General features: G+C 45.3%; 22 protein-coding genes. 9 read left to right on the top strand and 13 right to left on the bottom strand.

The genetic code is table 11. From position 1 onward, the window contains the following. Window positions 1–91: 91 nt before the first annotated feature. From AAA938_RS00545 to AAA938_RS00535, 3 genes are all read left to right on the top strand, one after another. Window positions 92–1,255, top strand: a complete 1,164-nt coding sequence (locus AAA938_RS00545) for an AIR synthase related protein (RefSeq protein ID WP_338226693.1) — start codon at window positions 92–94, stop codon at window positions 1,253–1,255. A gap of 150 nt (window positions 1,256–1,405) precedes the next feature. Then, window positions 1,406–2,758 (top strand): neutral/alkaline non-lysosomal ceramidase N-terminal domain-containing protein, encoded by a 1,353-nt coding sequence (locus AAA938_RS00540; protein ID WP_338226692.1) that lies wholly within the window; start codon window positions 1,406–1,408, stop codon window positions 2,756–2,758. A gap of 122 nt (window positions 2,759–2,880) precedes the next feature. Continuing rightward, window positions 2,881–3,159 (top strand): DUF983 domain-containing protein, encoded by a 279-nt coding sequence (locus tag AAA938_RS00535; protein ID WP_338226691.1) that lies wholly within the window; start codon window positions 2,881–2,883, stop codon window positions 3,157–3,159. Here AAA938_RS00535 and AAA938_RS00530 read toward each other — a convergent pair. Both AAA938_RS00530 and AAA938_RS00525 read right to left on the bottom strand, forming a co-directional pair. Further along, window positions 3,141–3,737 carry a methyltransferase domain-containing protein gene (locus AAA938_RS00530; protein ID WP_338226690.1) on the bottom strand — a complete coding sequence of 199 codons (597 nt, stop codon included), beginning with the start codon at window positions 3,735–3,737 and terminating at the stop codon, window positions 3,141–3,143. The genes AAA938_RS00535 and AAA938_RS00530 overlap by 19 nt on opposite strands. Then, the gene (locus tag AAA938_RS00525; RefSeq protein WP_338226689.1) at window positions 3,734–4,570 is read right to left on the bottom strand and encodes a hypothetical protein; all 837 of its coding nucleotides are present in this window, start codon (window positions 4,568–4,570) and stop codon (window positions 3,734–3,736) included. Before AAA938_RS00525 ends, AAA938_RS00530 begins: the two co-directional genes overlap by 4 nt. Before the next feature lie 149 nt (window positions 4,571–4,719). On the opposite strand from AAA938_RS00525, the gene AAA938_RS00520 reads away from it, so the two are divergent. Then, the gene (locus AAA938_RS00520) at window positions 4,720–5,355 is read left to right on the top strand and encodes a GDSL-type esterase/lipase family protein (RefSeq protein ID WP_338226688.1); all 636 of its coding nucleotides are present in this window, start codon (window positions 4,720–4,722) and stop codon (window positions 5,353–5,355) included. Window positions 5,356–5,399: 44 nt separating this feature from the next. Here the strand turns inward: AAA938_RS00520 and AAA938_RS00515 are convergent, their stop codons facing one another. Then, window positions 5,400–6,965: a sulfatase family protein gene (locus tag AAA938_RS00515; RefSeq protein ID WP_338226687.1), complete on the bottom strand. Its 1,566-nt coding sequence runs from the start codon at window positions 6,963–6,965 to the stop codon at window positions 5,400–5,402. A gap of 154 nt (window positions 6,966–7,119) precedes the next feature. Between AAA938_RS00515 and AAA938_RS00510 the strand changes: the two genes are divergently transcribed. The 4 genes from AAA938_RS00510 to AAA938_RS00495 are packed head-to-tail and all read left to right on the top strand — an operon-like array spanning window position 7,120 to window position 10,504. Further along, window positions 7,120–8,265, top strand: a complete 1,146-nt coding sequence (locus AAA938_RS00510; RefSeq protein ID WP_338226686.1) for an AAA family ATPase — start codon at window positions 7,120–7,122, stop codon at window positions 8,263–8,265. Continuing rightward, window positions 8,216–8,956: an anthranilate synthase component II gene (locus tag AAA938_RS00505; protein ID WP_338226685.1), complete on the top strand. Its 741-nt coding sequence runs from the start codon at window positions 8,216–8,218 to the stop codon at window positions 8,954–8,956. Before AAA938_RS00510 ends, AAA938_RS00505 begins: the two co-directional genes overlap by 50 nt. Next, window positions 8,953–9,921, top strand: coding sequence for an aminodeoxychorismate synthase component I (locus AAA938_RS00500; protein WP_338226684.1), 969 nt, complete (start codon window positions 8,953–8,955; stop codon window positions 9,919–9,921). The genes AAA938_RS00505 and AAA938_RS00500 overlap by 4 nt, the downstream gene beginning before the upstream one ends. Continuing rightward, window positions 9,905–10,504 (top strand): aminotransferase class IV, encoded by a 600-nt coding sequence (locus AAA938_RS00495; protein ID WP_338226683.1) that lies wholly within the window; start codon window positions 9,905–9,907, stop codon window positions 10,502–10,504. The genes AAA938_RS00500 and AAA938_RS00495 overlap by 17 nt, the downstream gene beginning before the upstream one ends. A 99-nt stretch (window positions 10,505–10,603) precedes the next feature. Here AAA938_RS00495 and AAA938_RS00490 read toward each other — a convergent pair whose 3' ends face one another. The 10 genes from AAA938_RS00490 to AAA938_RS00445 all read right to left on the bottom strand — a co-directional run bounded on the left by AAA938_RS00490 (window position 10,604) and on the right by AAA938_RS00445 (window position 19,272). Next, complete coding sequence (locus tag AAA938_RS00490; RefSeq protein WP_338226682.1) at window positions 10,604–11,380, bottom strand: prohibitin family protein; 777 nt, start codon at window positions 11,378–11,380, stop codon at window positions 10,604–10,606. A 210-nt stretch (window positions 11,381–11,590) separates the two neighbouring features. Beyond that, complete coding sequence (locus tag AAA938_RS00485) at window positions 11,591–12,451, bottom strand: HIT domain-containing protein (protein WP_338226681.1); 861 nt, start codon at window positions 12,449–12,451, stop codon at window positions 11,591–11,593. Further along, the gene (locus AAA938_RS00480) at window positions 12,435–13,496 is read right to left on the bottom strand and encodes an HNH endonuclease domain-containing protein (protein ID WP_338226680.1); all 1,062 of its coding nucleotides are present in this window, start codon (window positions 13,494–13,496) and stop codon (window positions 12,435–12,437) included. Before AAA938_RS00480 ends, AAA938_RS00485 begins: the two co-directional genes overlap by 17 nt. 90 nt (window positions 13,497–13,586) lie before the next feature. Beyond that, a complete protein-coding gene (gene atpG, locus AAA938_RS00475; RefSeq protein WP_338226679.1) occupies window positions 13,587–14,459 on the bottom strand; it encodes an ATP synthase F1 subunit gamma in 873 nt (290 codons plus the stop codon). A 65-nt stretch (window positions 14,460–14,524) separates the two neighbouring features. After that, window positions 14,525–16,099 (bottom strand): F0F1 ATP synthase subunit alpha, encoded by a 1,575-nt coding sequence (gene atpA, locus AAA938_RS00470; protein ID WP_338221210.1) that lies wholly within the window; start codon window positions 16,097–16,099, stop codon window positions 14,525–14,527. A 21-nt stretch (window positions 16,100–16,120) separates the two neighbouring features. Next, window positions 16,121–16,684, bottom strand: a complete 564-nt coding sequence (gene atpH, locus AAA938_RS00465; RefSeq protein WP_338226678.1) for an ATP synthase F1 subunit delta — start codon at window positions 16,682–16,684, stop codon at window positions 16,121–16,123. Between the two features lie 6 nt (window positions 16,685–16,690). Continuing rightward, window positions 16,691–17,185: a F0F1 ATP synthase subunit B gene (atpF, locus tag AAA938_RS00460; RefSeq protein WP_338226677.1), complete on the bottom strand. Its 495-nt coding sequence runs from the start codon at window positions 17,183–17,185 to the stop codon at window positions 16,691–16,693. Between the two features lie 82 nt (window positions 17,186–17,267). Further along, window positions 17,268–17,525 carry an ATP synthase F0 subunit C gene (gene atpE, locus AAA938_RS00455; RefSeq protein ID WP_026947636.1) on the bottom strand — a complete coding sequence of 86 codons (258 nt, stop codon included), beginning with the start codon at window positions 17,523–17,525 and terminating at the stop codon, window positions 17,268–17,270. Window positions 17,526–17,563: 38 nt separating this feature from the next. Next, on the bottom strand, window positions 17,564–18,592 hold the full coding sequence (gene atpB / locus AAA938_RS00450; protein ID WP_338226676.1) for a F0F1 ATP synthase subunit A: 1,029 nt from the start codon (window positions 18,590–18,592) through the stop codon (window positions 17,564–17,566). Between the two features lie 446 nt (window positions 18,593–19,038). Further along, window positions 19,039–19,272 (bottom strand): AtpZ/AtpI family protein, encoded by a 234-nt coding sequence (locus AAA938_RS00445; RefSeq protein WP_338226675.1) that lies wholly within the window; start codon window positions 19,270–19,272, stop codon window positions 19,039–19,041. Between the two features lie 102 nt (window positions 19,273–19,374). On the opposite strand from AAA938_RS00445, the gene porW reads away from it, so the two are divergent. After that, window positions 19,375–21,993 (top strand): type IX secretion system periplasmic lipoprotein PorW/SprE, encoded by a 2,619-nt coding sequence (gene porW, locus AAA938_RS00440; RefSeq protein WP_338226674.1) that lies wholly within the window; start codon window positions 19,375–19,377, stop codon window positions 21,991–21,993. Window positions 21,994–21,995 lie beyond the last annotated feature (2 nt).

Genomic DNA, 21,995 nt, shown 5'->3' with positions numbered 1-21,995 from the left:
AAGTAGATTTTACACCTCACTAATTTTCCAATCTTCCAATTTTCCAATCCTGCAATTCTTACCTTTGCCTTAACCAAACCCTTCCCAAGCTATGAACGAGCGCTACATGCAGCGCGGTGTTTCCGCCTCCAAAGAAGATGTTCACCAGGCCATTTCCAAGCTAGATAAGGGCCTTTTTCCCAAGGCTTTTTGCAAAATCGTAGAAGACACACTAGGTGGGGACCCGGATTATTGCAATATCATGCATGCAGACGGGGCCGGAACCAAGTCCTCTTTGGCTTACCTCTATTGGAAAGAAACCGGCGATCTCAGCGTGTGGAAGGGAATCGCTCAGGACGCCATCATCATGAATACCGACGACCTGCTTTGCGTAGGTGCGATCAATAATATTTTAGTATCCTCGACTATTGGCAGAAATAAGAATTTGGTTCCAGGAGAAGTCATCTCCGCCATCATTGAGGGTACGGAGGAGGTATTGCAGATGCTTCGGGACAAGGGTGTGAATGCCGTCCTGACCGGTGGAGAAACTGCGGATGTGGGAGATTTGGTCCGAACGATCATTGTAGACAGCACAGTGACCTGCAGAATGCGAAGAGACGAGGTCATCAGCAATCACAAAATTCAGGCAGGAGACGTGATCGTAGGATTGGCCTCTTATGGTCAAGCGAATTACGAAAAGGAATACAATGGAGGCATGGGAAGCAATGGCTTGACCTCAGCCCGACATGATGTCTTCAATAAGGTTTTGAAGACCAAATACCCCGAAAGTTTTGACCCTGCTGTGCCGGATTCCTTGGTCTACACCGGAAAATACAACCTGACTGACCCTGCACCAGGTGCACCTGTGGATATGGGTAAGCTGGTTTTATCTCCTACCCGAACCTATGCCCCGATCATGGTTGATGTCTTGAATTATTTGAGACCACACATTCACGGCTTGGTGCATTGCAGTGGTGGGGCACAGACCAAAGTCCTCCACTTTGTAGACCAAGTCCATGTGATCAAGGACAATCTTTTCGAGACTCCTCCCCTTTTCCGCATTATTCAGGAAGAAAGCGGCACAGACTGGAAAGAGATGTACAAGGTCTTTAACATGGGTCACCGGATGGAAATCTACCTTGATGAGCGCTACGCAGATGAAATCATCGATATCGCTGAATCCCACGGAGTCGAGGCTCAAATTATCGGTCGGGTAGAGCCTCATGAAGGTAAAAAAGTGACCATTCAGAGCCAATACGGAACCTTTGAGTATTGATTGTTCGACATGCTCATTCAGAAAAGGTTATTGGTTATTGGTTATTGGTTATTGGTTATTGGTTATTGGTTATTGGTTATTGGTTATTAATAATTGAAAATTGATCATTGAGCATTGAAAATTGAACATTGATCATTTTTGTCCCTATTCATGAATAAGTCCTCATCCACATTTACTAAAGCCCTGAAGATTTTTCTTTGGGCTTTTCTTTTTTTGGTGTTGCTGGGATTTGTTCTACTCACTACCGTGGACCGTTCTCCGATTGAGGACCAGGATTTTTATCGAGAAACTCTCAACAGATTGGATCAAACTCCATGGATGGAAACTCAAGGTGAGGCTTGGCTGGCCGGCTGGGCAAAAGTCAATGTCACCCCTGACCAAGCCGTGGATTTGGTGGGCTATGCTCCCCGAGGTCCTTACGAGTTTGTTCAGGATAGCAGCATGGTGAAGGCCCTGACGCTTAGCAATGGAAAAAGCCAATTGGCTTGGTTGAATTTCGAACTGCTTATCGTCCATCCTGCATTGGCTAAAGCGGTGGAAGAAGGGGTAAAGGATGCCGGACTTGGTATCGACCAATTGATCTTTACCGCAACACACACCCACTCCGGAATGGGGGGATACATGCCCGGCCCCTTGGGAGAATTAGCTTTTGGAGGATACGATGAGCAAATCGTAGAAGGTTTGGTGGAAAAGTCAGTCCAAGCGCTTCAAACTGCCCTCAGCACTCAAGACACCGCTTCCATTTCCTATCGTAAAACCAATGCACCTGATCATGTCTCCAACCGGTTTATTAAGGACGCACCCTATGATCCCTTTGTCCGCCAATTGATTTTTACCCGGAAAAAGGATGGGAAAAAAGCCCTTTTCTTCACTTACTCCGCACATGCCACCTGTCTCAGTAGCAAATTCATGGGACTGTCAGGGGATTATCCCAAGTTTCTGACCCAACGATTGGAAGACAGAGACTATGACTTGGCGCTCTACGCAGCAGGAACGGTAGGAAGCCATCGCCCGATGGCAAAGGGAAATACTCCTGAACTGGTCCAATCCTACGCTGCCTCTCTGGATTCGGTGATTTGGCTGCGCATGACCAACTTTGCTTCCAATAAAAACCCAAAGGTCAACTATTCCCGGCTGGACCTTTCCTTGAGATCCCCTCATCTTCGGGTTTCCGACAACCTGAGGATTCGCCCTTGGCTATTTGACTACCTCGTAGGAGATACCAATGCCCATCTTGATATTACTCTGATCGGCAACATTCTGATGATTGCTTCCAGCGGAGAGATTTCAGGTGTGTTCTATGAGGAATGGGAAAAACTGGCCCAGGAAAATGGCCTCAAACTGATCATTACCGTCTTCAACGGAGGCTATATTGGATACATCACTCCCGACGAGCTTTACGATGAGCATTTTCATGAGGTGAGAGAAATGAACTGGTATGGGCCGGGAAATGGACACTACTTTGATCAGCTGATCCAAAATACCATAAAGAAAGTGCGATGAATACCGACTCCACCTCATTTCCTTCCCTTTGGAAAAGCCTCTTTGGAATGTATTGTCCAAAATGCCGTAAGGGTAAACTTTTTCAGCCCATTCAGTGGGGAAGGCCTTCCAGTTTCTTTGAAATGAGGAAAAATTGTGAAAACTGCAGTCAGTCTTTCGAACCCGAACCGGGGTTTTACTTTGGTGCTATGTTTATCAGCTACGCCTTGAATACCGTGCTGTTTATTGCGGTTTGGGTCGCCTATTCAACCTTGGTCGAGGAATTTTCAATTCTGGAACTTTTGCTTTTGATCGGCATGTCGGCTTTGCTTCTTTTGCCGGTATTTTTCAGGCTGAGCCGATCGATTTGGATTACGATTTTTGTTCCTTTTCAGGGGAAAAATCAATCGGCCAACTCGTAGACCTGCGCCTTAATCCAGCCCCCTTTCCAGGATTTTTCCTCCAAAAGTTGCCAGCCTGCCTTTTCAAAAAATCGGGAGTATTCCGGTATTTCCTTTCTCCGGTAATCTGAAAAAAGACGATGAAAACCAATCATCAACCCGTGAACTACCTTTTGTCTAAAACCAACAGGAGGAAAAAAATCGCTAAAAACCAGCCTCCCATTTTCCTTTAGGTTTACGGTAATTTTTTTTAGAAAAACCTCCAATTCCTCATCCTTGAAAGAGTCCAGGACAAAGGGAAGGCAAATCAGATCGTATTTTCCATTCCCTGAAAAATGCCCCAAATGAAAGTCCAAGCTGGTTTCTTTTAAATTTCGACTGGCCAAAGCCAACATAGATTGGGATCTTTCCCAATAATCTCCTGATAGTTTTTTGCTCAAAAACTGATAGTCAGACCCATCCCCTCCCCCGATCATCAAGACCTTGTCAAACGGAAGTATTTCTAAAAAATATCGATTTGCTTCTTTTCTATTTTCTCCAAAAACCCATCCGGAAATTTGGGAGTAAAATGGAGCCAGTAATCGATAGGCGTCTTTCATAAAGCCCAAAGCAAAAGCGGAAGCATAAATGCAGCTTCCATTCGCCCTCTTTTAGCTTCCGTGGAAATCCCTGCATGGAAAAAACTGAGGTAATGAATCAGCGTCATCAGCAGAAGCAGGCATGCAAAAGGACGGTAGAAAGAGGGTAGAAGAATAAATCCTGCCAAACTCAGGAAAATGAGGGCAAAGGCCAGCTTTCTTATCCAGCCCAACAATTTGCCGGGTTCGATGGTCAAAGCCGCGGAGGCAAACCCCTGCGTGGCATCATCCTTTCGGTCCAAGAATGAAAGCATCAACAGATTCAAAAATGCCAAGGCGATGTAGGCAGGAATAAAAATCAGATTTTGCCAGGTCCAATCAATCCCTTCCAGTCGAAGCAGAGGAAGCCAGGCAATGCCCAAAACGTAAAAAACAGCCGTGCTGAATTCCTTGATCAGTCCCGCTGCTTGGCCGGCTTTTCTCAGGAGAAGCATGGTCAAAAGAATCGCCAGTCCCAAACCCAAACTGAAATACAACTCCTTTCCCAAACCCAAAACCCGAAACGCCAGGAAAAGCCCAAATAGTACTGTGGGAACTACAAAAAACCATAAAATCCCACCATATTTTTGGTAAAACGCATGTCGGGAAGAAACTGGAGATTTTAGCTTTCGGGCGTCCAAGATGTGGTCTAGCGTGTAAATGCACCACACTGCCATGCCCAAAAGCTGATAGACCAAAGGGTCCAACTCCGTGTGAAAAAGTCTGGAAAAAAACAGAAGTCCAGCTACTGCTCCGGCTACTACATCCAAAGAAAGCCGGGAAATTAAGCGGTAGGTGGATTGAAGAAAAGCCATGGCCGAAAATAAGGCGGAATTCTGAAATCTTAACTTCCCTTGGTCACTTTGGGGAGTTTAACTCAAATCTCCCACTTCACTCGTGGAATTTGTGAGTTTTTCATTGGCAGAAAAAGTATATTCAAGGCTGCAACTCAACCCAAAAACCGATGAAAAAACTATTCTTACCCCTATTTGCCTTCCTTTTGAGTCTATCCACTTTTGCCCAAAGCCCCATCAAAGTGGCTTTTGTGGGAAACAGCATCACCCAAGGTCCCGGTCGGGACAATCCGGATTCCTACCCACTTCAAGTTGGTGCACTCCTCGGAGATGCCTATGAAGTCAAAAATTTTGGAGTGAGTGGAAGAACCTTGCTGAGAAAAGGGGATTACCCATTTTGGAACGAACCACAATTTCAGGAAGCCAAGGATTTTCATCCTGATGTGCTTTTGATCAAACTGGGCACCAATGACTCCAAACCCCAAAACTGGGCGCATAAAGAAGATTTTGTCAAGGACTATCTGGATATGATCGCGGAGTTCCGCGAGAATATGCCCAAAGACGGAAAAGTCTATGTGATTTTCCCAGTCCCAGTCACTCGGGAAAACTTCGGCATTACCCCGGAGGTAATGAATAATGAGCAAAGACTCATGCTCTTTGAAGTGGTTCAAAAATCCGGAGCGGAGATGATCGACCTTTACACACCCCTGATGGACAAGCCCGAATTGCTGCCGGACGGAGTTCATCCCAACAAAGAAGGCCTGACCATCATGGCAGAGGTGATTGCGAGAAGGATTAGGCTTTAAAACCCATTAAATTATTGGCAGGCGAAGTGGATTTTCGTCTGCCTTTATTTTTCCATAAACCACACCTGCTTCCATTCCCCATCATAAGGATCGTTGGCTTGTGGGATACCGGGGGTACTTCTCCCTTCACGGATATATTTCGAAAGCAAAGCTGTCAATTCCTGCACTTTTTCTCGTTGCTCGGCTTGAAGATTACTCGTTTCTCCCGGGTCTGTCGCCAAATCATACAACTGTACCTCAGGAAGGTCTGCGGCAGCAGGGTCTCCGGGACGTGGAAAACTCCACCCTCCCGAACCAGGGGCCAAAATCAGCTTCCAGTCCCCTTTTCGGATAGCAAAAGTTCCGTTGACCGAATGGAATACCGTGCCCTCCCGGAATTCTCCTTGTCTGCTTTCCTGACGAAATAGCGGAAGTAAGGAATAGCTGTCCTCTCCTTCATTTTCCCCCACTTCATAGCCTGATAATTCCGCAGCAGTGGCAAAAAAATCGACCAAAGAGACAGTTTCCTCAGCACTGCTACCTGCTTGGATTTGCTTGGGCCATTTGGCGATAAAGGGCACCCGATGCCCACCTTCATAAATATCCGCCTTATGCCCCCGGAATTGAGCGCTTGGCAAATGTCCCATTTCTACCAGTTTGTTGAAACCAGCCGCTGGGGCACAGCCATTGTCACTGCTGAAAATGACAAGCGTATTTTCCTCAAGACCTGCTTCCTTCAAGGCTTGATTGACTTGTCCGATGTAGTCATCGATCATCATGACAAAGTCGGCATAGGGCAGCAAGCCGCTTTTTCCCTGCCATTCTTCTTTTGGAAGAATGGGCGTATGAGGAGAAGGCAAAGCGAGGTAAAGAAAGAAAGGCTTTTCCTGACCGGATTGATTTTGGATGTATTGGATAGTCCGGGTGAAAAAGTTGGGGGTCACCTCTTCATGGATAAAATCCGGAGAAGTGGGTCCTTTTCTCCACCAAGAGTATTCCCCTTCGTCTATGGTCTCCCTATTGGGTACTTGAGTGACTTGTTCGTTCTCTACATACACATAGGGCGCCATATCCAAAGACGCCGGTAGGGCATAGCTGTAGTCAAAGCCCAAGACATTCGGCCCGTTTTGAACCGGCTTAGAAAAGTCCACCAAACTGAAATCCGCCGAATACCCTTCCCCGACTTGCTCGATGGAATCCACTTTCAGCCCCCAATCCATACCCAAATGCCACTTTCCGATAAAGGCCGTCTGATATCCTTTGGATTTCAAAAGGGAGGCCACGGTTGTTCTTTCCTTGGGTATCAAGGCTTGCGACTCTCCGGTCAAAACCCCTTGCTTTAGCCTGCTTCGCCAATTGTACCGCCCGGTTAGGAGAGCATACCTTGAAGGAGTACAAACCGCTGAAGTGGTGTGGGCATCAGTAAACCTCATCCCCTCAGCCGCCAATTGGTCCAAATGAGGGGTGGAAATTTTACTTTCCGGATGAAAGGCTTTCAAATCCCCGTAGCCCAAATCATCAGCCAAAATGAAGATAATATTGGGCGGAGTCTCCTCTTTGGGCGGGGAAGTGCAGGAAGAGATCGCCCAAATGATCACCGAAAATAGAGCCGGTAAAAGTAGGTTTTTCATGGGTTTTAGAGGGATAGGCTTTTAAGCTAGCCAATTATCTTCGATTTTCTAGCCTGCTAAATGCTATTCAAGTAGGCTTTATTAAAAACCAATCAATTAACTTTTTGTAAATTACCTTTGGTAAATTACCTTTGGTGAATCATTCATTGAAGGTATGCCCATCCGATACAAAAAGCCCCTAAATCCTTTTCCTACCTCAGGATACTATGGCCCTAGCTACTTCTGTGACCGAGAAGCAGAAACCAAACAGATTACCCAACTGCTTCAAAATGGGCAATCCTGTCTACTGATTGGAAAAAGAAGATTGGGAAAAACCGCCTTGATTCATCATATCCGGCATTTTCTTCCCAAAACTTGGGGCTTTGTGTATTTGGATATTTTGGCCACCGAAAACGAACAGCAGCTCCTCAATGCCTTGGGAACTGCCCTGCTTCAGCAATTTCCGGAAAAAGATCCTTTGGGAAAGCGGATATGGGATTTCGTCAAAACGCTCCGCCCCATTATTTCCTTCGATCAGCTTAACGGAATCCCTCAGGTGAGTTTCCAAATCAGCCAAGCACAAAGGCCTGTAGTGGATATTTTGGATTTCCTTTCCAAACAGGAAAATCCCGTGGTAATCGCAATCGATGAGTTTCAGCAGATTCACTCCTATCCCGAAAAAAATACAGACGCTTGGCTAAGGTCGGCTATCCAACAGCTTCAAAACGTGTTTTTCCTGTTTTCAGGAAGTCAGCAGACCTTGCTGAACCAACTCTTTTCAGACCCTACGCGGCCCTTCTACCGTAGCGCCAATCCCTTTGTCCTGAAAACGATAGATCCGCTCGTCTATAGGAAATATATCCTCTCCCAATTCAAAGCCCATGGAAAGAGCTTAAGCCCGGAGATTGCCGAACAAATCCTCGATTGGACCAAAGGCCATACCTACTATGTGCAAGCTCTCTGCAACCGGGTTTTTCAGTTGGACAAAGCAGCCTACGAAGAGGAAGACTGGAAAAGCTGTGCACAAAAAATACTGGATGAAGGCGAGACCTTTTTTCTCTACTACCGTACCCTACTGAGTCCACAGCAGTGGAAGCTTGCCGTAGCCATCTCCAAAGCAGGAAGGGTCTTCTCTCCCACCTCCAAAAACTTCATCCAAGACCATCAACTCGGAAGTGGGGCCACGGTACTCAAATCGCTACAAGCCCTGATCGATAAAGAAATCGTCTCTCAGGACAGCGACCCGGAAGGAAAGTCCTACTACGAGGTAAATGATGTGTTTTTCGAGCGATGGGTTCAGGCGACTTACGGCAAAGCCTAGGCTTGAAGCCATTGGCTTTCTTTTCTCCGAAAAAAGTGAACAGAAGCCCAGAAACCCCCGAAAAATTCAGCCGCCTTGGCTTACCTTTGCCCCCGAAAAACTCGATAGACTGACTGTGGGCGTGCTGCTTTTGGACCATCAGGATTCCTTCACCTACAATTTGGCTGAACTGATCGCTGAGGTCTCTTCCCTTCCTCTTACGATTGTACCCTCTTCGGAATGGTATCCTGAACTTTTGGAAGGAAAAAAGGGAGTCATTCTCTCCCCCGGCCCCATGCGGCCCAAGGACCATCCCGGCCTTTTCCCCTGCATTGCTGCCTGTACCAACCGGAATGTCCCCCTACTTGGTGTTTGCTTGGGTCATCAGGGCATAGGTGAGTATTTTGGGGCTAAGCTTACCCGATTGCCTCAGGTCATTCACGGACGAAAGAAAACCATTCAAATCCAACCTTCCTCCCCACTCTTTGCCGGAATTCCCCAAGCCATGGAAGTGGGTCTATATCACTCTTGGATGCTGGAAAAAGAATCGGTGCCTGAAGAATTGGACATCATTGGCCTGTCGGCTGAAAATGAGATTATGGCCGTACAGCATCGAGAAAAGCCCATTTTCGGCATCCAATTCCACCCGGAGTCCTTCCTTTCTCCTACCGGGGCCCAATTGATGCGCAACTTTATCCGCTTATGTTCATGACTAGGGAAGAATTCTGCAGGCAGACCGAGGAATGGGGAAAAAGCCGGACTCCATTTTTCTTCCTTCTGGACTTTGAGGGGAAAAATCCTCAGGCCTACACTTGGGAGGAGGCTGAAAAGCTTGGAATCTATTTTCGAATCGGTCAGCGAAGCAATTTCGTACCTCAAGCTGTTCCCTCGAGGGTAAAATGGGCATATTCCCCCATTTCCTATGAAGAATATCAGTGGAGGTTTAAGCAAGTTCACGAACATATTTTGCAGGGAGACAGCTATCTACTTAACCTGACTTTCCCATCAAAAGTCAAGACCGACCGGAGTTTGGCAGAGCTTTTTCACCTGGGCAAGGCTCCCTATCAGCTGCTTTTCCAAGACCGCTTTGCTGTATTTTCTCCGGAAGGCTTTGTAAAAATGGAAGGGGAGGAAATCGCCACCTTCCCAATGAAAGGAACCCTCGATGGAAGCGTGGAACGTGCTGAGGAGGTCCTTTTGGCCAATACCAAGGAAGAATGGGAGCATAATACGGTGGTGGATTTGCTGCGCAATGACCTGGCTATGGTCGCCAAAAAAATCCGGGTAGCCCGCTACCGCTATACCGAACGGATTCCTGCCGGAGGCAAGGAAATCGTGCAAACCAGCTCAGAAATCCGGGGAACCTTACCAGAAAACTGGCATGAAAAGATCGGAGAAATCCTCCTGCGTCTCCTGCCTGCAGGTTCGGTGACCGGTGCCCCAAAGGTCAAGACCGTAGAAATCATCCAAGCAGCCGAATTGGACGAGCGAGGGTACTATTGCGGGGTATTTGGGCTATTTGACGGGGAGAAAGTAGAGAGTGCGGTGGCCATCCGCTTTTTGGAAAACCGGGATGGAGAGTTTTACTTTCGAAGTGGAGGAGGAATCACCGCCCTCAGCCAAGCCGAAGAGGAATATCAGGAACTGCTAACCAAAATCTATGTACCCTTTGTTTGAAACGCTTTGTCTCCTCGAGGGGCAGATTCGGCATGCAGAGTGGCATGAGCGGAGGTTTGCGCATTCCTATTTCCGGGAATTCGGTCGGCTTCCTTCCTTTTCCCTTTTGGAAGGCGTCTGTATCCCTGAGGAGTTTCAAAAAGGCAAAAACAGGCTTCGGATCCTCTATAATTCCGAAGGGACCAAGGCGGAAATTGAACCCTATCAAACAGCCCCTTTAAACCGACTTCGACTGATCGAAGCTCCGGAGATTGATTATTCCCTGAAATGGAGGGACCGAAGTGCCCTCGACCAACTCAAGCAGCAGCGGGGAGATGCGGATGATGTATTGATTCTGCAGCATGGGGCTATTCGGGACACCTCGTACTGCAATGTGGTCTTTTTTGACGGAAAGGATTGGCTGACTCCCGCCACGCCCCTGCTCGAAGGGACCGCCCGCGCCCGACTCATTGCAGAAGGGAAAATAGTCCCTCAGGAACTTACCCTTTCCGACCTTCCCAAGATGCAGGGATTCCGGCTGATTAATGCTTTGAGGGAGTTTGAAGAGGAAGAGACAAGAGGGATGGAAAACTTGGTTTTCTAATCTTCTTTCTGGAAAAACATCCCAACCCCATTTCCAAACCAAAGGCCCCGACAGTTTCCCACCGAGGCCTTTGTAAAAAGCTCAAAATCCCCCTTAAAATCAATCTCTTTGAGGGTTAATCAACAAAGGAGCCTTGCCATCTGTGATGATGATTTTGGCATTGGGGGAGTTGGCCAACTCCCGGAAGGCTTCGATGCTGCGTAGTTCGATGATTTCCTTGACCAATCCCTCGGCTAGTATTTTCTGGGCTTCCCGGGTACCTTGGGCTTCGATTTTTCGGCGTTCGGCTTCTTTTCGCTCCCGGTCCAGGATGTATTCCATTTGCTGCGCTTCCTGTTCGGCGGCAAGCTTGCGCTCTATAGCCCGGCTAAGTTCATCGGGTAGCTTGATACTTTTCATCAATACGCGCTCGACTACCACTCCTCTTGACCTCAGAGATTCATGCATTTTTTCCTGGATTTGTTGCTCAATTTGACTTCGCATACCGGAGTGCATGTCCTTGGCCATGTATTGGGCACTGACATCGGCAGCTGCGGAGCGAAACACATTCATAATCAGCACAGAAGAGAAATTCTGTCCCACATCTTCAAGGATATAAGGGACTTTGGCTTTCTCTACGCTGTAGAGGATAGAGATTTCCGACTCTACCGTCAGGCCTTCTTTACTAGGCAGGTTCATTCTGACCTCCTGATTGGTGGTCCGAATGGGAACTTTCAGGACTCGAGTGGAAAATGGATTGTAAGAAACCAAGCCTGCATCAAACACATTGGGATTCAGCTTACCATATTTTCTTTTTACTCCTACTTCTCCTTGTCGGATCACCGTACACGAAGACAACACCGCGGCCAAAGCCAGTACAAACATGGATTTTTTCATAGGGATATCGGTTAAATTTGGGTCTATCCGAATGGCAATCTGCCATTTTCCCCATGTAAAAAGACCGGGGTAAAAAGCCATTATCTACCAGTCGAACTTGCTTTTTTTAACGAAGATTATCTGTGGTGAGGTTACCTTAATTGGTGTAAAAATTTAGGGGAGAGGAAAGATAAAACTCTAGAAAATTGGAACTTGAGAACTAAGTTCAGTTCAATACAGTTTTCTCAAAGGTATTACACCCCTTACACCACCTCTAGGGTCATCCACATCACCTGAATATCTTGGAATCAAATGGATATGTACATGGAAAATAGTCTGTCCGGCTTTCTCTCCAATATTGATTCCCACATTAAACCCATCGGGGTTAAATCGCTTTTTAAGCATCTTTTTGGCCTCATTAAGCATAAATAAGCAAGAGGATTGCTCTTTGAAGCTTAACTCAAAATAATCTTCCACATGCCTCTTTGGAATGATCAATGCATGACCGGGATTGACAGGGAATTTATCCAGAATGGAAAAAGCCTGAGCGGACTCTAAGATTAATTCGAATTCCGAACTTGGATTACAAAACGGACAGGCTGAAGAAGGCTTTTCTACTCGATTGAAATGCTGATATGAGTAAATTTCACAATTCTCATTTTTGAAAATCGATGCAAAAGGTAAAATGACGTTGGTTTGAAAAGTTTGTTTTTGATGGATTTTGTGCATTCGAAATCCTTCATAAACCAAATCCCTTCTCACAGCAAAGTAGGCCTTTCCTGATGGCTTAAGTAAGGAAGATACCTCCATCAACACTAATGCTTGCTCTTCCGGAAGAAGAACATTCAATACATAAAAACAAAGAATCGTATCAAATCTCTTTTCTGGAAATCTGGGAAAGTAATGCTTGTCATATCCCTCAATTCGAAAGCCTTGACTTTTCAGAATTTCCACATCTTTCCCAAATCCACATCCAAAATCCAATATCTCCCCTGCCAATAGTCCTTTTTCCTTTACCATTCTGGCTGGAAAGGAAAGACTTTCTCGTTCTTTAGCAGTGAGGTGAGAGAATTGATTAGCGTTTTGGCTCATAAAATTGAAAGCCGTTATTGTGGGCAATAGTGATTAATGGTTCAATCGTTTCCCGAAATCTAACTTTCGAGTTGTCGTCACCAGTAAATTCCTCGAGAGAGGGAAAAACGGTCAAATAATCTTCAATTATTTTGGAATTACCAGCCCTTTGAAAGACAATTTCAAAGCTTCTTTTCTGGATTTCAAAAAAGGCATCAAAAAAGTCGGAAAGCCTTGGAAGTTTATCACTTTTTGAGGAGTTCACAGAAGAGTGAGCCGGAATCAAATTCCAGTTTAAATCATGAGAAACAAAATTATAGGGCACAAAATGATCCAAAGCATAATTTCCTATTGTCAATTTTTCTCCAGAATAAATACACTTCTGTTCCCCAACTTCTTCAAAGTAATAATTCCAAAAATTCCTTTTTTGTCTTCTCAGTCCTGTTCTGCTGATTGGCTTGATAAGTTTATTGGGGATATCAGGAACATTTGGATTGTGCTTTTGCAAAAACAAACTCAAATTCCAGAAACAAAAATCTTTTAGAATTGAGGCATTTTTCATAAGGTATTCTTTCCATTCAGGATTAATCTCCAAATAATCAGAATTCAAAAAATACAGACATTTCTTTTCTGGATCAGAAGAGTTAAGGTAAATATGTCGTCTATTCAATTCACCAAACCATGGAGATAGAAACCAATGCGGTACTTGCTTATCGAAATGTGAAATCTTCGACAGAGATTTTGAATCTTTGAAAGAAAGAATTTTTTCCCAAACCCTGTCAAGGCCCAAGTCAACAGGAATTTTCTTTTCCTCTAAAAAGTAGACGATGGAATCTTGAATTTTATCCTGCTTTCCGAAGGAAACCTTGAAAAAGTTAACTGTATACCAAGCATTCGCTAACATCCTAGCGAAAATTTTATTTTTCTCAATTTTTGCCCCCTCTTCCTCCAATAATTGAATGATTGAAAGAAACCAATAGTATTTATAGGTGGCAGAAGTATTGTTAAATGTCGAGGATAAGAATTGAACAGGAAGGGTCTCGTTTTCAGGTAAGTTGAATTTCATATCTTAAAAACTTTAGTTCAATTTATAGAAAAGCAACAAAAAAACCACAACCCTTGCGAGCTGTGGTTCCGATTTGGGATCTATTGTTGTTTATTTTCCGCCGAGGGCATTCGCTCCAGCTACAATTTCCAAAATTTCGTTGGTGATCGCTGCCTGACGTGTTCTGTTGTACATCAGCTTCAATTCCTTCAGCAATTCACCGGCGTTTTCGGTAGCCTTATCCATTGCAGTCATTCGTGCACCATGCTCGGAAGCGTTGCTTTCCAAGAGAGCTTTGTAAAACTGCACACGAAGGGCCTTTGGTACCAACTCCTGAATGATAAACTCACGAGAAGGCTCAAGGATATAATCCGTCTCCGTTGTAGCCGCTTCGGTAGACTCCATCGGGGCCATAGGAAGAAACTGCTCAGTACGGATAATTTGGGTCGCCACGTTTTTGAATTCGTTGAACACCAAAAATACCTGATCGAACTCCCCGGCTACAAAGGCATCCATTACCTCATTGGCTGCATTCCATACGGCATCCACACTCAAGTCCTGAAACAGCTGTGCATGGTTGCCTTTGATGCCATAACGGGTCTTTTTGAAGAAGTCCATGGACTTTCTGCCGATTGGCATGATGGTCACTTCGGCTTGAGAGAAATTCTCCCGGATAGCAGCCTGAGTAGCTTTGATGATATTGGAGTTGAAAGCTCCGCAAAGTCCCTTGTCAGAGGTCACTGCCACGAAAAGCACTTTTTTGACCTCTCTTTTTTGGGCATATACCAAATCCGCGGTCCCTTCTGCTGATGCAGAAACATTGTTGAGGACTGCAGTCAGCTTTTGGGAGAAAGGACGCATCTGCACGATCTTGTCCTGCGCTCTTCTCAGCTTGGCAGCGGACACCATTTTCATGGCTTTGGTAATCTGCTGCGTGGACGTGACCGAGGTGATCCTTTGCTTTACTTCCTTAAGGTTAGCCATCTGTGCTTACTTTGTATCGATCTAAATCCAGGTGGGGATTAGCCCACCCGGAAGGAATGGTTGATTTATGCGTACTTAGGTGCCAATTCTTTGGCTGCTTGAGCCAGGATTTGACCTGCACCGTCGATATCTCCTTTAAGGATTTTTTCCAAAGCCTCAGGATAAGAAGTATCCAACAGGGTGTAGAATTCCTTCTCGAATGCTCTTGCTTTTTCTACAGGCACGGAATCCATCAAGCCTCGGGTAGAAGCATAAATGATGGCTACCTGATGCGCCACAGATACCGGAGAGTATTGAGGCTGCTTCAGAATTTCCTGGTTTCTACGGCCTCTTTCGATGGTACGCTTGGTAGAAGCATCGAGGTCGGAACCGAACTTGGAGAAAGCCTCCAATTCACGGAACTGTGCCTGATCGAGCTTCAAGGTACCGGCTACTTTCTTCATCGCTTTGATCTGCGCGTTACCCCCTACTCGGGATACGGAGATACCCACGTTGATGGCAGGACGGATACCGGAGTTGAAAAGGTTGGTTTCCAAGAAGATCTGACCGTCGGTAATGGAGATTACGTTGGTAGGGATATAGGCGGAAACGTCACCTGCCTGAGTTTCGATCACCGGAAGGGCAGTCAAAGAACCACCACCTTTCACCAAATGCTTGATGGAATCGGGAAGGTCGTTCATTTCCTGAGCGATCTTGTCAGACTTATTGATTTTTGCAGCTCTTTCCAGCAATCTGGAGTGCAAATAGAATACGTCACCAGGATACGCTTCACGTCCCGGAGGTCTTCTCAATAGAAGGGAAACTTCACGGTAAGCCACTGCCTGCTTGGAAAGGTCATCGTATACCACTAGGGCAGGACGTCCGGTGTCACGGAAGAATTCTCCGATAGCCGCGCCCGCAAATGGAGCAAAGAACTGCATCGGTGCAGGGTCTGAAGCCGCTGCAGAAACGATTACGGTGTAAGGAAGTGCTCCGCCTTTTTCCAAAGCAGCCAAGATACCTGCTACGGTAGACGCTTTCTGTCCGATAGCTACGTAGATACAGAATACAGGCTCGCCTTTTTCGTAGAAGCTCTTTTGATTGAGGATGGTATCGATCAAAACGGCAGTCTTTCCAGTCTGACGGTCACCGATTACCAATTCCCGCTGACCTCTTCCGATTGGAATCATGGCATCGATAGATTTGATACCGGTCTGAAGCGGTTCGGTTACCGGTTCACGGTAGATTACACCTGGAGCTTTTCTTTCCAAAGGCATCTCGTACAATTCACCGGTGATAGGTCCTTTACCGTCGATAGGGTTACCCAAAGTATCCACTACGCGACCCAACATGCCTTCACCTACTTGGATAGAGGCGATTTTCTTGGTACGCTTTACGGTATCTCCTTCTTTGATTTCTTTGGAATCCCCAAAAAGTACAGCACCCACATTGTCCTCTTCGAGGTTGAGCACCATGGCTTTGGTTCCATTGTCAAACTCCAGCAATTCCCCTGCTTGAGCTTTGGAAAGTCCATAGATACGGGCTACCCCGTCACCCACTTGGAGTACGGTACCCACTTCTTCGAGTTCAGCTTCAGTTCTGACACCGGAGAGTTGTTCTCTCAAGATCGCCGAAACTTCATCAGGTCTTACTTCTGCCATGATAGTAGTATATAGATCGTTTTAAAACTGTTTGACGTATTGATTGTGTGTAATCTGACTCTTCAACTTTTTGAGTTTACCACTTAGGGACTCATCAAGCTGCTTGTCATTCACTGTAAGGATATAGCCACCGATAAGTTCAGGGTTGACTTTTTCGACAAGCTGAACCTCCTTAGCATTGGATATTTTCGCGATGACGGCTTTGAATTCCTTTCTCAGCTTTTCGTCAATCGGGAAAGTAGTAGTTAACTCAGCTACCTGAATCGATTTTTCTACCTGATAGAGCTTGACAAAATACTTTGCCATTTCAGTCAGGATATTCTCCCGGCCTTTTCTGCAGATGATTTCGTAAAATTTCATCGTAGCTTCGGTAGCTCCCCTTTTTTTATAAAGAGCCTTGAGAATATTCAATTTCTTCTCCGAGCTGATGATGGGATTGCGCATGACCAACTTCAGGTCTCTATTGGAATCAGACATCGCTTTCAGATGAAGAAAGTCCTGATAGACTTCCTCTACCTGTCCACGTTCTTTAGCCAGTTCCATCAGAGATTTGGCATAGGCGTACGCTACTCTTTCGTTGGACATGGATGATTAGTTGAGCTTAAGGTCTTTTACAAATTCCTCCACAAGCTCTTTTTGAGCTTTTTCGTCGGCTAGGTTCTTTCTGAGGAGCTTCTCAGTCACTTCCAAAGTCAAAAGAGCCACCTGATTTTTCACTTCAGTCAAGGCTGCTTTTTTCTCTGTCTCGATGACAACTTTTGCATTTTCAATTTGCTCAGCAGCCACCTTGGAAGCTTCATTTTTCGCATCTTCAATCATCTTGACGGAAGCATCCTGCGCTTTTTTCAGGATAGAATCCCGCTCAAGTCTGGCTTCCTGAAGGAGCTTTTCATTTTCTGCCTTAAGGTTGGCCATCTCGTTTCTGGCTTGTTCGGCAGCCTTGAGAGAATTCTCAATGCTCGTCTCCCGCTCTTCCAATGCAGCAAGCATAGGCTTCCAGGCAAACTTGATCAGGATAAACAATAACCCTAGGAAGCCAAACAGCTGCCAGAAAATAAGTGCGGAACTGGGAGTAATCAAATCCATGATATATGATTTATTTCAGATTGTTCAATAGAGGAAAGAAAGAAAGGGGAAAGGCCTAGCGCCAGTCCCCTTCCATTTTGGTTTAGCTGATGCCCGCGATATTCAACGCGATCAACAGACAGATTACCGCTGCGAACAGGGAAACCACCTCGATCAAAGCTGCGATGATCAACATTGCACCTTGGATCTTACCAGCAGCTTCTGGCTGACGAGCAATAGATTCCATTGCCTGACCACCGATACGACCGATACCAAGTCCTGCGCCAATCGCAACAATACCAGCACCGATACCAGCACCCATAAGTGCATAACCAGCAGTCAACAAGATAGACATTAACATAAGAGTTAGATTTATAAATTGAACAAAGAAATTTCTACTTAATGATGATCGTCATGCGCGTGTTCGGCCACCGCTGAACCGATGTACATCGCTGTAAACAGCGTAAATACATAAGCCTGAATCGTGGCTACGAGCAATTCGATGATATTGATAAAGGTCACCATCAGCGTACTCACTACCCCAATAGCGTAGGATTCGAAGATGAAAACCAAAGCAATAAAGCCCAAGATCACAATGTGACCTGCAGTGATCGCCACGAAAAGTCGGACCATCAAAGCGAAAGGCTTGGTAAACAAACCGATGATCTCCACAGGCACGATAATCAGCAACATAGGAATCGGCACTCCCGGAGTAGCAAACACGTGCTTCCAGTAATCCTTGTTTCCATTGACGTTGGTCAGGATAAAGGTCAGAATAGCAAGAGTAAAGGTCACCCCGATGTTTCCGGTCATATTGGCTGCACCTGGCAAAAGACCCAGAAGGTTACCAAACCAGATAAACAAGAATAAGGTCAATAGATAAGGAACGAACTTCTTATACTTAGGACCGATGGAATTTTTGGCGATCTCATCTCTCACGAAGATCACAATCGGCTCCAATAGAGCTGCAGGTCCTTTGGGAGCAACTGCCCCGTTTTTCTTGTAATAATTCCCTGCGGAAATAGCCAAAACAGCCAAAATAATCATAACCAAAAACATCATGACCACGTTTTTGGTGATGGAAAGCTCGATAAAGCTCGCCCCGTCTACTCTTCCCAAGTGGTCATGCTCATCAATAAAATATCCTTCGTGAGCATATTCCTTACCGAAAGCGTGCGTGTCATGATTCTGAAAATCGCTGGATTTGAAAAACTCCAAACCCCGATCGGAAGAATAAACAATAACCGGTAATGGAAGGGTAACGTGAGTGTGCCCAAAGGTCGCAAAATGCCACTCATGAGAGTCCTTCACGTGGTGCATGATAAAGCTTGTCTTATCTTCTTCTGAACCTGCCGCAAAAGTGGGGGTAGAATTAATCAGCAAAAATGCTGAAAATAAAAGACTTAAGGCCAATAATTTACGCGTCATCAACTCTTGTTTTTGAGGGCTACTTCGAAATCGGCCGCAAGTTAGATAGAAAGGCGTAGATATCAAAAACTAAGTAGAACAAAAAAATCACAAAGAAATCGGCGATAAACAAAATAATATTTTCCATGCCTGGCCATACTTCCACCCCTATAAAAACCAGGGAACCAATCAGCCTCAGAACCATCGCCAGGACAGAAATCTGAAAAAAACTATCCGGGAGCATTTTCAGCAAGAAAGAATTGAGTAGCTGTATAAAAAAGAAAAACAAGACGAGGAAAATCAGGATTTCCCAGATTTTGGGATGGATGATTGCAGGAAACACCTGCTGAAGTACCCAAATTATAAGCCCCAGTCCCAGAGAAAAGAGCCAAAAACGTACATGTATATTAGTAAGGAGTGCCACTTTGGTCGACTTTCGCACAAAGCTACTTCATTCTGCTGAAATGCTACCCATCTCTTTTCATGGAAAGCCAAAGCTGATAAAAAGCAACAAAAACGGACAGAAAACTGAATAGAAGCAACCAAAGAGGAAACTTCATGGTGCTTTTTTGCTGAATCCACCATCCCAGCCAAGTGCCTCCCCCGATGATTCCAAATAACTGAAAGGATAATCCGATGTATTTCACATAAACCGGAGGACCGGAAGAGTTGGGCTTGTTTTTGGGCTTGGAATCAGGCATAAGTGAAGTTAGGGAAAGTGGGGAAAATATAACAATGACCAATTCGTTCGCTAAGTAAGGCAAAAAGCCTATTTTGGTATTCCATTTGGGTAAAATGTAGAAATGAGAAAAATTTTCGGCCTTTTCGGGGTCCTTATGTTTTTTGCTGTGGCCTGTTCTTCCGAGCGGGACACTTTTACCAATAGGGCCTTTCATAACCTTACGGCTCATTTCAACGCCTATTACCTCGCAGATCAAAAAATAAAGGACGTAGAAACTCAGGTCCGGACCAATTACAAAGAAGATTACACTCAAGTATTACCGGTATTCGTACCCATTGATTCGGCTACGATTCAGCAAAACAAGGCCAAACTGGACTCTGCACGGGATATGGCTTCCAAGGCCATCGAATGGCACAAAATATCCAAATGGAAGGATGACAGCTATTACCTATTGGGGAAAATAGATTACCTCCAAGCCCAGCAGGATGATGCCCTGAATGCTTTCAAATATGTGAATAGCACGAGCAAAGACAATGATTTGCGGCATCAGACCTTAATCAGTCTTCTGAGACTCTATATTGACAAAGGAGAAATCGAAAATGCCAATTTCACCATCGACTACCTCTCCAAAGAGTCGGGAATCAGTGACGAAAACCGCTACGAGCTCTATCGAACTCTCGCCTATTATTATGAAGTCCGGGATGACGCCAATGGCATCATCGGGGCTTTGGACCGGGCATTGGAATATGGGGAGGATAAAAAGGAAAAGTCCAGAATCAATTTCATCCTTGCACAGCTGTATCAGCGGGAAGGCTTGGATGCTTTGGCCTACGATTATTACAAAAGAGCTTTAGATGGAAATCCTCCTTACGAACGGAGTTTTTTCGCCACCCTCTATGCACAGCAAGTGGCTGAACTCAACGCCTCCAAAGACCTGAGAAAGGTCCGCAATTACTACGAAGACTTATACAAGGATCCTAAAAACAAGGACCTGAAAGATGTGGTGGTTTACGAACAGGCACTCTTTGAAGAAAAACAGGGAGACATTCCTCTCACCTTGGACCTGCTGCATCAAGCGGCCAAGGAGCCCGGAACCAATCCCAGAATCAAGGGATATATTTATCAAAAACTGGCAGAAATTCACATTGAAGAATTCAAAGACTACCGGGCCACCAAATACTACTTGGATAGTGCATTGACTTTCATCAAAGCGGATGACCCGGCTGCATCGGTCATTCAGGAGAGAAAAATCACTCTTGACAATTATGTATTTCATCAAGAACGAATTCAGCTTAATGATAGCTTGATTATCCTTGCCGAAAAAACACCCGAAGAACAGGAAGCCATTGCCTTAGCCTACATCAAATCTGAAGAAGAGCGTCTAGTCAGAGAGGCAAGGGAAAAAGAACAGCCCAAGAACAGTAATATTTTCAATAACCTTTTGGCATTTAGCGGAAGAGATGCGGGTTCAAGCTTCTATTTCGACAATGGAGTCGCTATGCAACAAGGAGCGATTGAATTCAACCGGAACTGGGGTAGTCGACCCCTTCAGGACAATTGGAGAAGACGCTCTGCGATCTTTCAAACCTCCGCACAGCCTGAGGAAATTAAGGCAAGTGAGGATTCCTTGGCCAATCAGGAAAACCCGATTTTAGCAGGATTGCCTACCAAAGAAAGCTTATTAGCTCAAATTCCAACTACTCCCGAGATTAAGGAACAGATCAATTTGGAATTGGAGGAGTCTTATTTTGAACTGGGCAAATTGCTCTATTTCGAATTCAATGAACCTCTGCTGAGTATTGAAAATCTTGAGACACTCATCCGAAATTATCCCAATTCGAATAAAAAACCGGAAGCTTACTACTTGCTCTTTTTGGGACAAAGAGATACCGGAGGCAACTCCCAGCAGTATGTTTCCCGACTCAATCGGGAGTTTCCGGATTCTCAGTACACCTTTTCTGTAAACAACCCAAATGCTGCCTCCGGGAATGTAGCTTATCTCGCTGCTTCCAAAGACTATGAGGAAGCCTACAATGCCTACTATTCGGGACAATATTCACGGGCTTCCCAAATCATCCGCTCTACTTTGGAGCAATATCCTTTGACCAGAACTACAGAAAAGCTGCTTCTTTTGGACATCATGGTCATCGGAAAAACCCAATCCAAGGACCGGTTCAAGGAGCGATTGGAAGGCTATATCGAAAACACCAAAGACGAAAGCCTTGTCGCTTTGGCCAAGCAAATGCTCCGCCCACTTTTGTCTGCAGAAGAATTGGCAGCATTGGCCCCCAAAGAAGAGGAAGAGGCCGACTCCACTGCCACTCCAGCCGAAAACCTGACACCGGAAAATCTTAAAATTCCTGAAAATTCGCCTTATAAAATAAACGACGCACAAACCCATATTTTTGTGATTTCGATGAGTCCTGAGGAATCCGAAAAAGCCAAAAATCTCTTGGGAGACCTGGAAAACTTCCACGGGCAAAACTTCAAAAACTCTCGATTGAGAACCGGAAACATGAATATGAGCACAGAGGAGGCCATTTTCATCATTAGCCCATTCTCCAATTCGGAAGCCGCTTATGAATACTACAAGAAATTTTCAAGTGACTTTAAATCGGAGGGATTACCGGATGAAGTCAAAGCAAAGGCCTTTTTCATTTCTATAGAAAATTTCCAAATCCTGAATAAAACCAAAAATGTGGAAGAGTATTTGTTATTCTTCCGAAGTCTGTATCAGTAAAC

This window comes from Algoriphagus taiwanensis, assembly GCF_036245645.1.
GTDB lineage: Bacteria > Bacteroidota > Bacteroidia > Cytophagales > Cyclobacteriaceae > Algoriphagus > Algoriphagus taiwanensis.
The sequence above is the reverse complement of the archived record's forward strand: the minus strand, read 5'-3'. Positions and strand labels throughout refer to the sequence as shown.

What these genes read in the sequence shown, in the direction of transcription:
- AAA938_RS00545 (WP_338226693.1), top strand. Translation starts at nt 92, where the DNA reads ATGAACGAGCGCTACATGCAGCGCGGTGTTTCCGCCTCCAAAGAAGAT.
- AAA938_RS00490 (WP_338226682.1), bottom strand. Translation starts at nt 11,380, where the DNA reads ATGAAAAAATCCATGTTTGTACTGGCTTTGGCCGCGGTGTTGTCTTCG.
- AAA938_RS00540 (WP_338226692.1), top strand. Translation starts at nt 1,406, where the DNA reads ATGAATAAGTCCTCATCCACATTTACTAAAGCCCTGAAGATTTTTCTT.
- AAA938_RS00480 (WP_338226680.1), bottom strand. Translation starts at nt 13,496, where the DNA reads ATGAAATTCAACTTACCTGAAAACGAGACCCTTCCTGTTCAATTCTTA.
- AAA938_RS00515 (WP_338226687.1), bottom strand. Translation starts at nt 6,965, where the DNA reads ATGAAAAACCTACTTTTACCGGCTCTATTTTCGGTGATCATTTGGGCG.
- AAA938_RS00525 (WP_338226689.1), bottom strand. Translation starts at nt 4,570, where the DNA reads ATGGCTTTTCTTCAATCCACCTACCGCTTAATTTCCCGGCTTTCTTTG.
- AAA938_RS00505 (WP_338226685.1), top strand. Translation starts at nt 8,216, where the DNA reads ATGATGTGTTTTTCGAGCGATGGGTTCAGGCGACTTACGGCAAAGCCT.
- AAA938_RS00510 (WP_338226686.1), top strand. Translation starts at nt 7,120, where the DNA reads ATGCCCATCCGATACAAAAAGCCCCTAAATCCTTTTCCTACCTCAGGA.
- AAA938_RS00520 (WP_338226688.1), top strand. Translation starts at nt 4,720, where the DNA reads ATGAAAAAACTATTCTTACCCCTATTTGCCTTCCTTTTGAGTCTATCC.
- AAA938_RS00500 (WP_338226684.1), top strand. Translation starts at nt 8,953, where the DNA reads ATGACTAGGGAAGAATTCTGCAGGCAGACCGAGGAATGGGGAAAAAGC.
- atpG (WP_338226679.1), bottom strand. Translation starts at nt 14,459, where the DNA reads ATGGCTAACCTTAAGGAAGTAAAGCAAAGGATCACCTCGGTCACGTCC.
- atpH (WP_338226678.1), bottom strand. Translation starts at nt 16,684, where the DNA reads ATGTCCAACGAAAGAGTAGCGTACGCCTATGCCAAATCTCTGATGGAA.
- AAA938_RS00445 (WP_338226675.1), bottom strand. Translation starts at nt 19,272, where the DNA reads ATGCCTGATTCCAAGCCCAAAAACAAGCCCAACTCTTCCGGTCCTCCG.
- atpB (WP_338226676.1), bottom strand. Translation starts at nt 18,592, where the DNA reads ATGACGCGTAAATTATTGGCCTTAAGTCTTTTATTTTCAGCATTTTTG.
- atpF (WP_338226677.1), bottom strand. Translation starts at nt 17,185, where the DNA reads ATGGATTTGATTACTCCCAGTTCCGCACTTATTTTCTGGCAGCTGTTT.
- atpE (WP_026947636.1), bottom strand. Translation starts at nt 17,525, where the DNA reads ATGTTAATGTCTATCTTGTTGACTGCTGGTTATGCACTTATGGGTGCT.
- AAA938_RS00535 (WP_338226691.1), top strand. Translation starts at nt 2,881, where the DNA reads ATGAGGAAAAATTGTGAAAACTGCAGTCAGTCTTTCGAACCCGAACCG.
- atpA (WP_338221210.1), bottom strand. Translation starts at nt 16,099, where the DNA reads ATGGCAGAAGTAAGACCTGATGAAGTTTCGGCGATCTTGAGAGAACAA.
- AAA938_RS00485 (WP_338226681.1), bottom strand. Translation starts at nt 12,451, where the DNA reads ATGAGCCAAAACGCTAATCAATTCTCTCACCTCACTGCTAAAGAACGA.
- AAA938_RS00495 (WP_338226683.1), top strand. Translation starts at nt 9,905, where the DNA reads ATGTACCCTTTGTTTGAAACGCTTTGTCTCCTCGAGGGGCAGATTCGG.
- AAA938_RS00530 (WP_338226690.1), bottom strand. Translation starts at nt 3,737, where the DNA reads ATGAAAGACGCCTATCGATTACTGGCTCCATTTTACTCCCAAATTTCC.
- porW (WP_338226674.1), top strand. Translation starts at nt 19,375, where the DNA reads ATGAGAAAAATTTTCGGCCTTTTCGGGGTCCTTATGTTTTTTGCTGTG.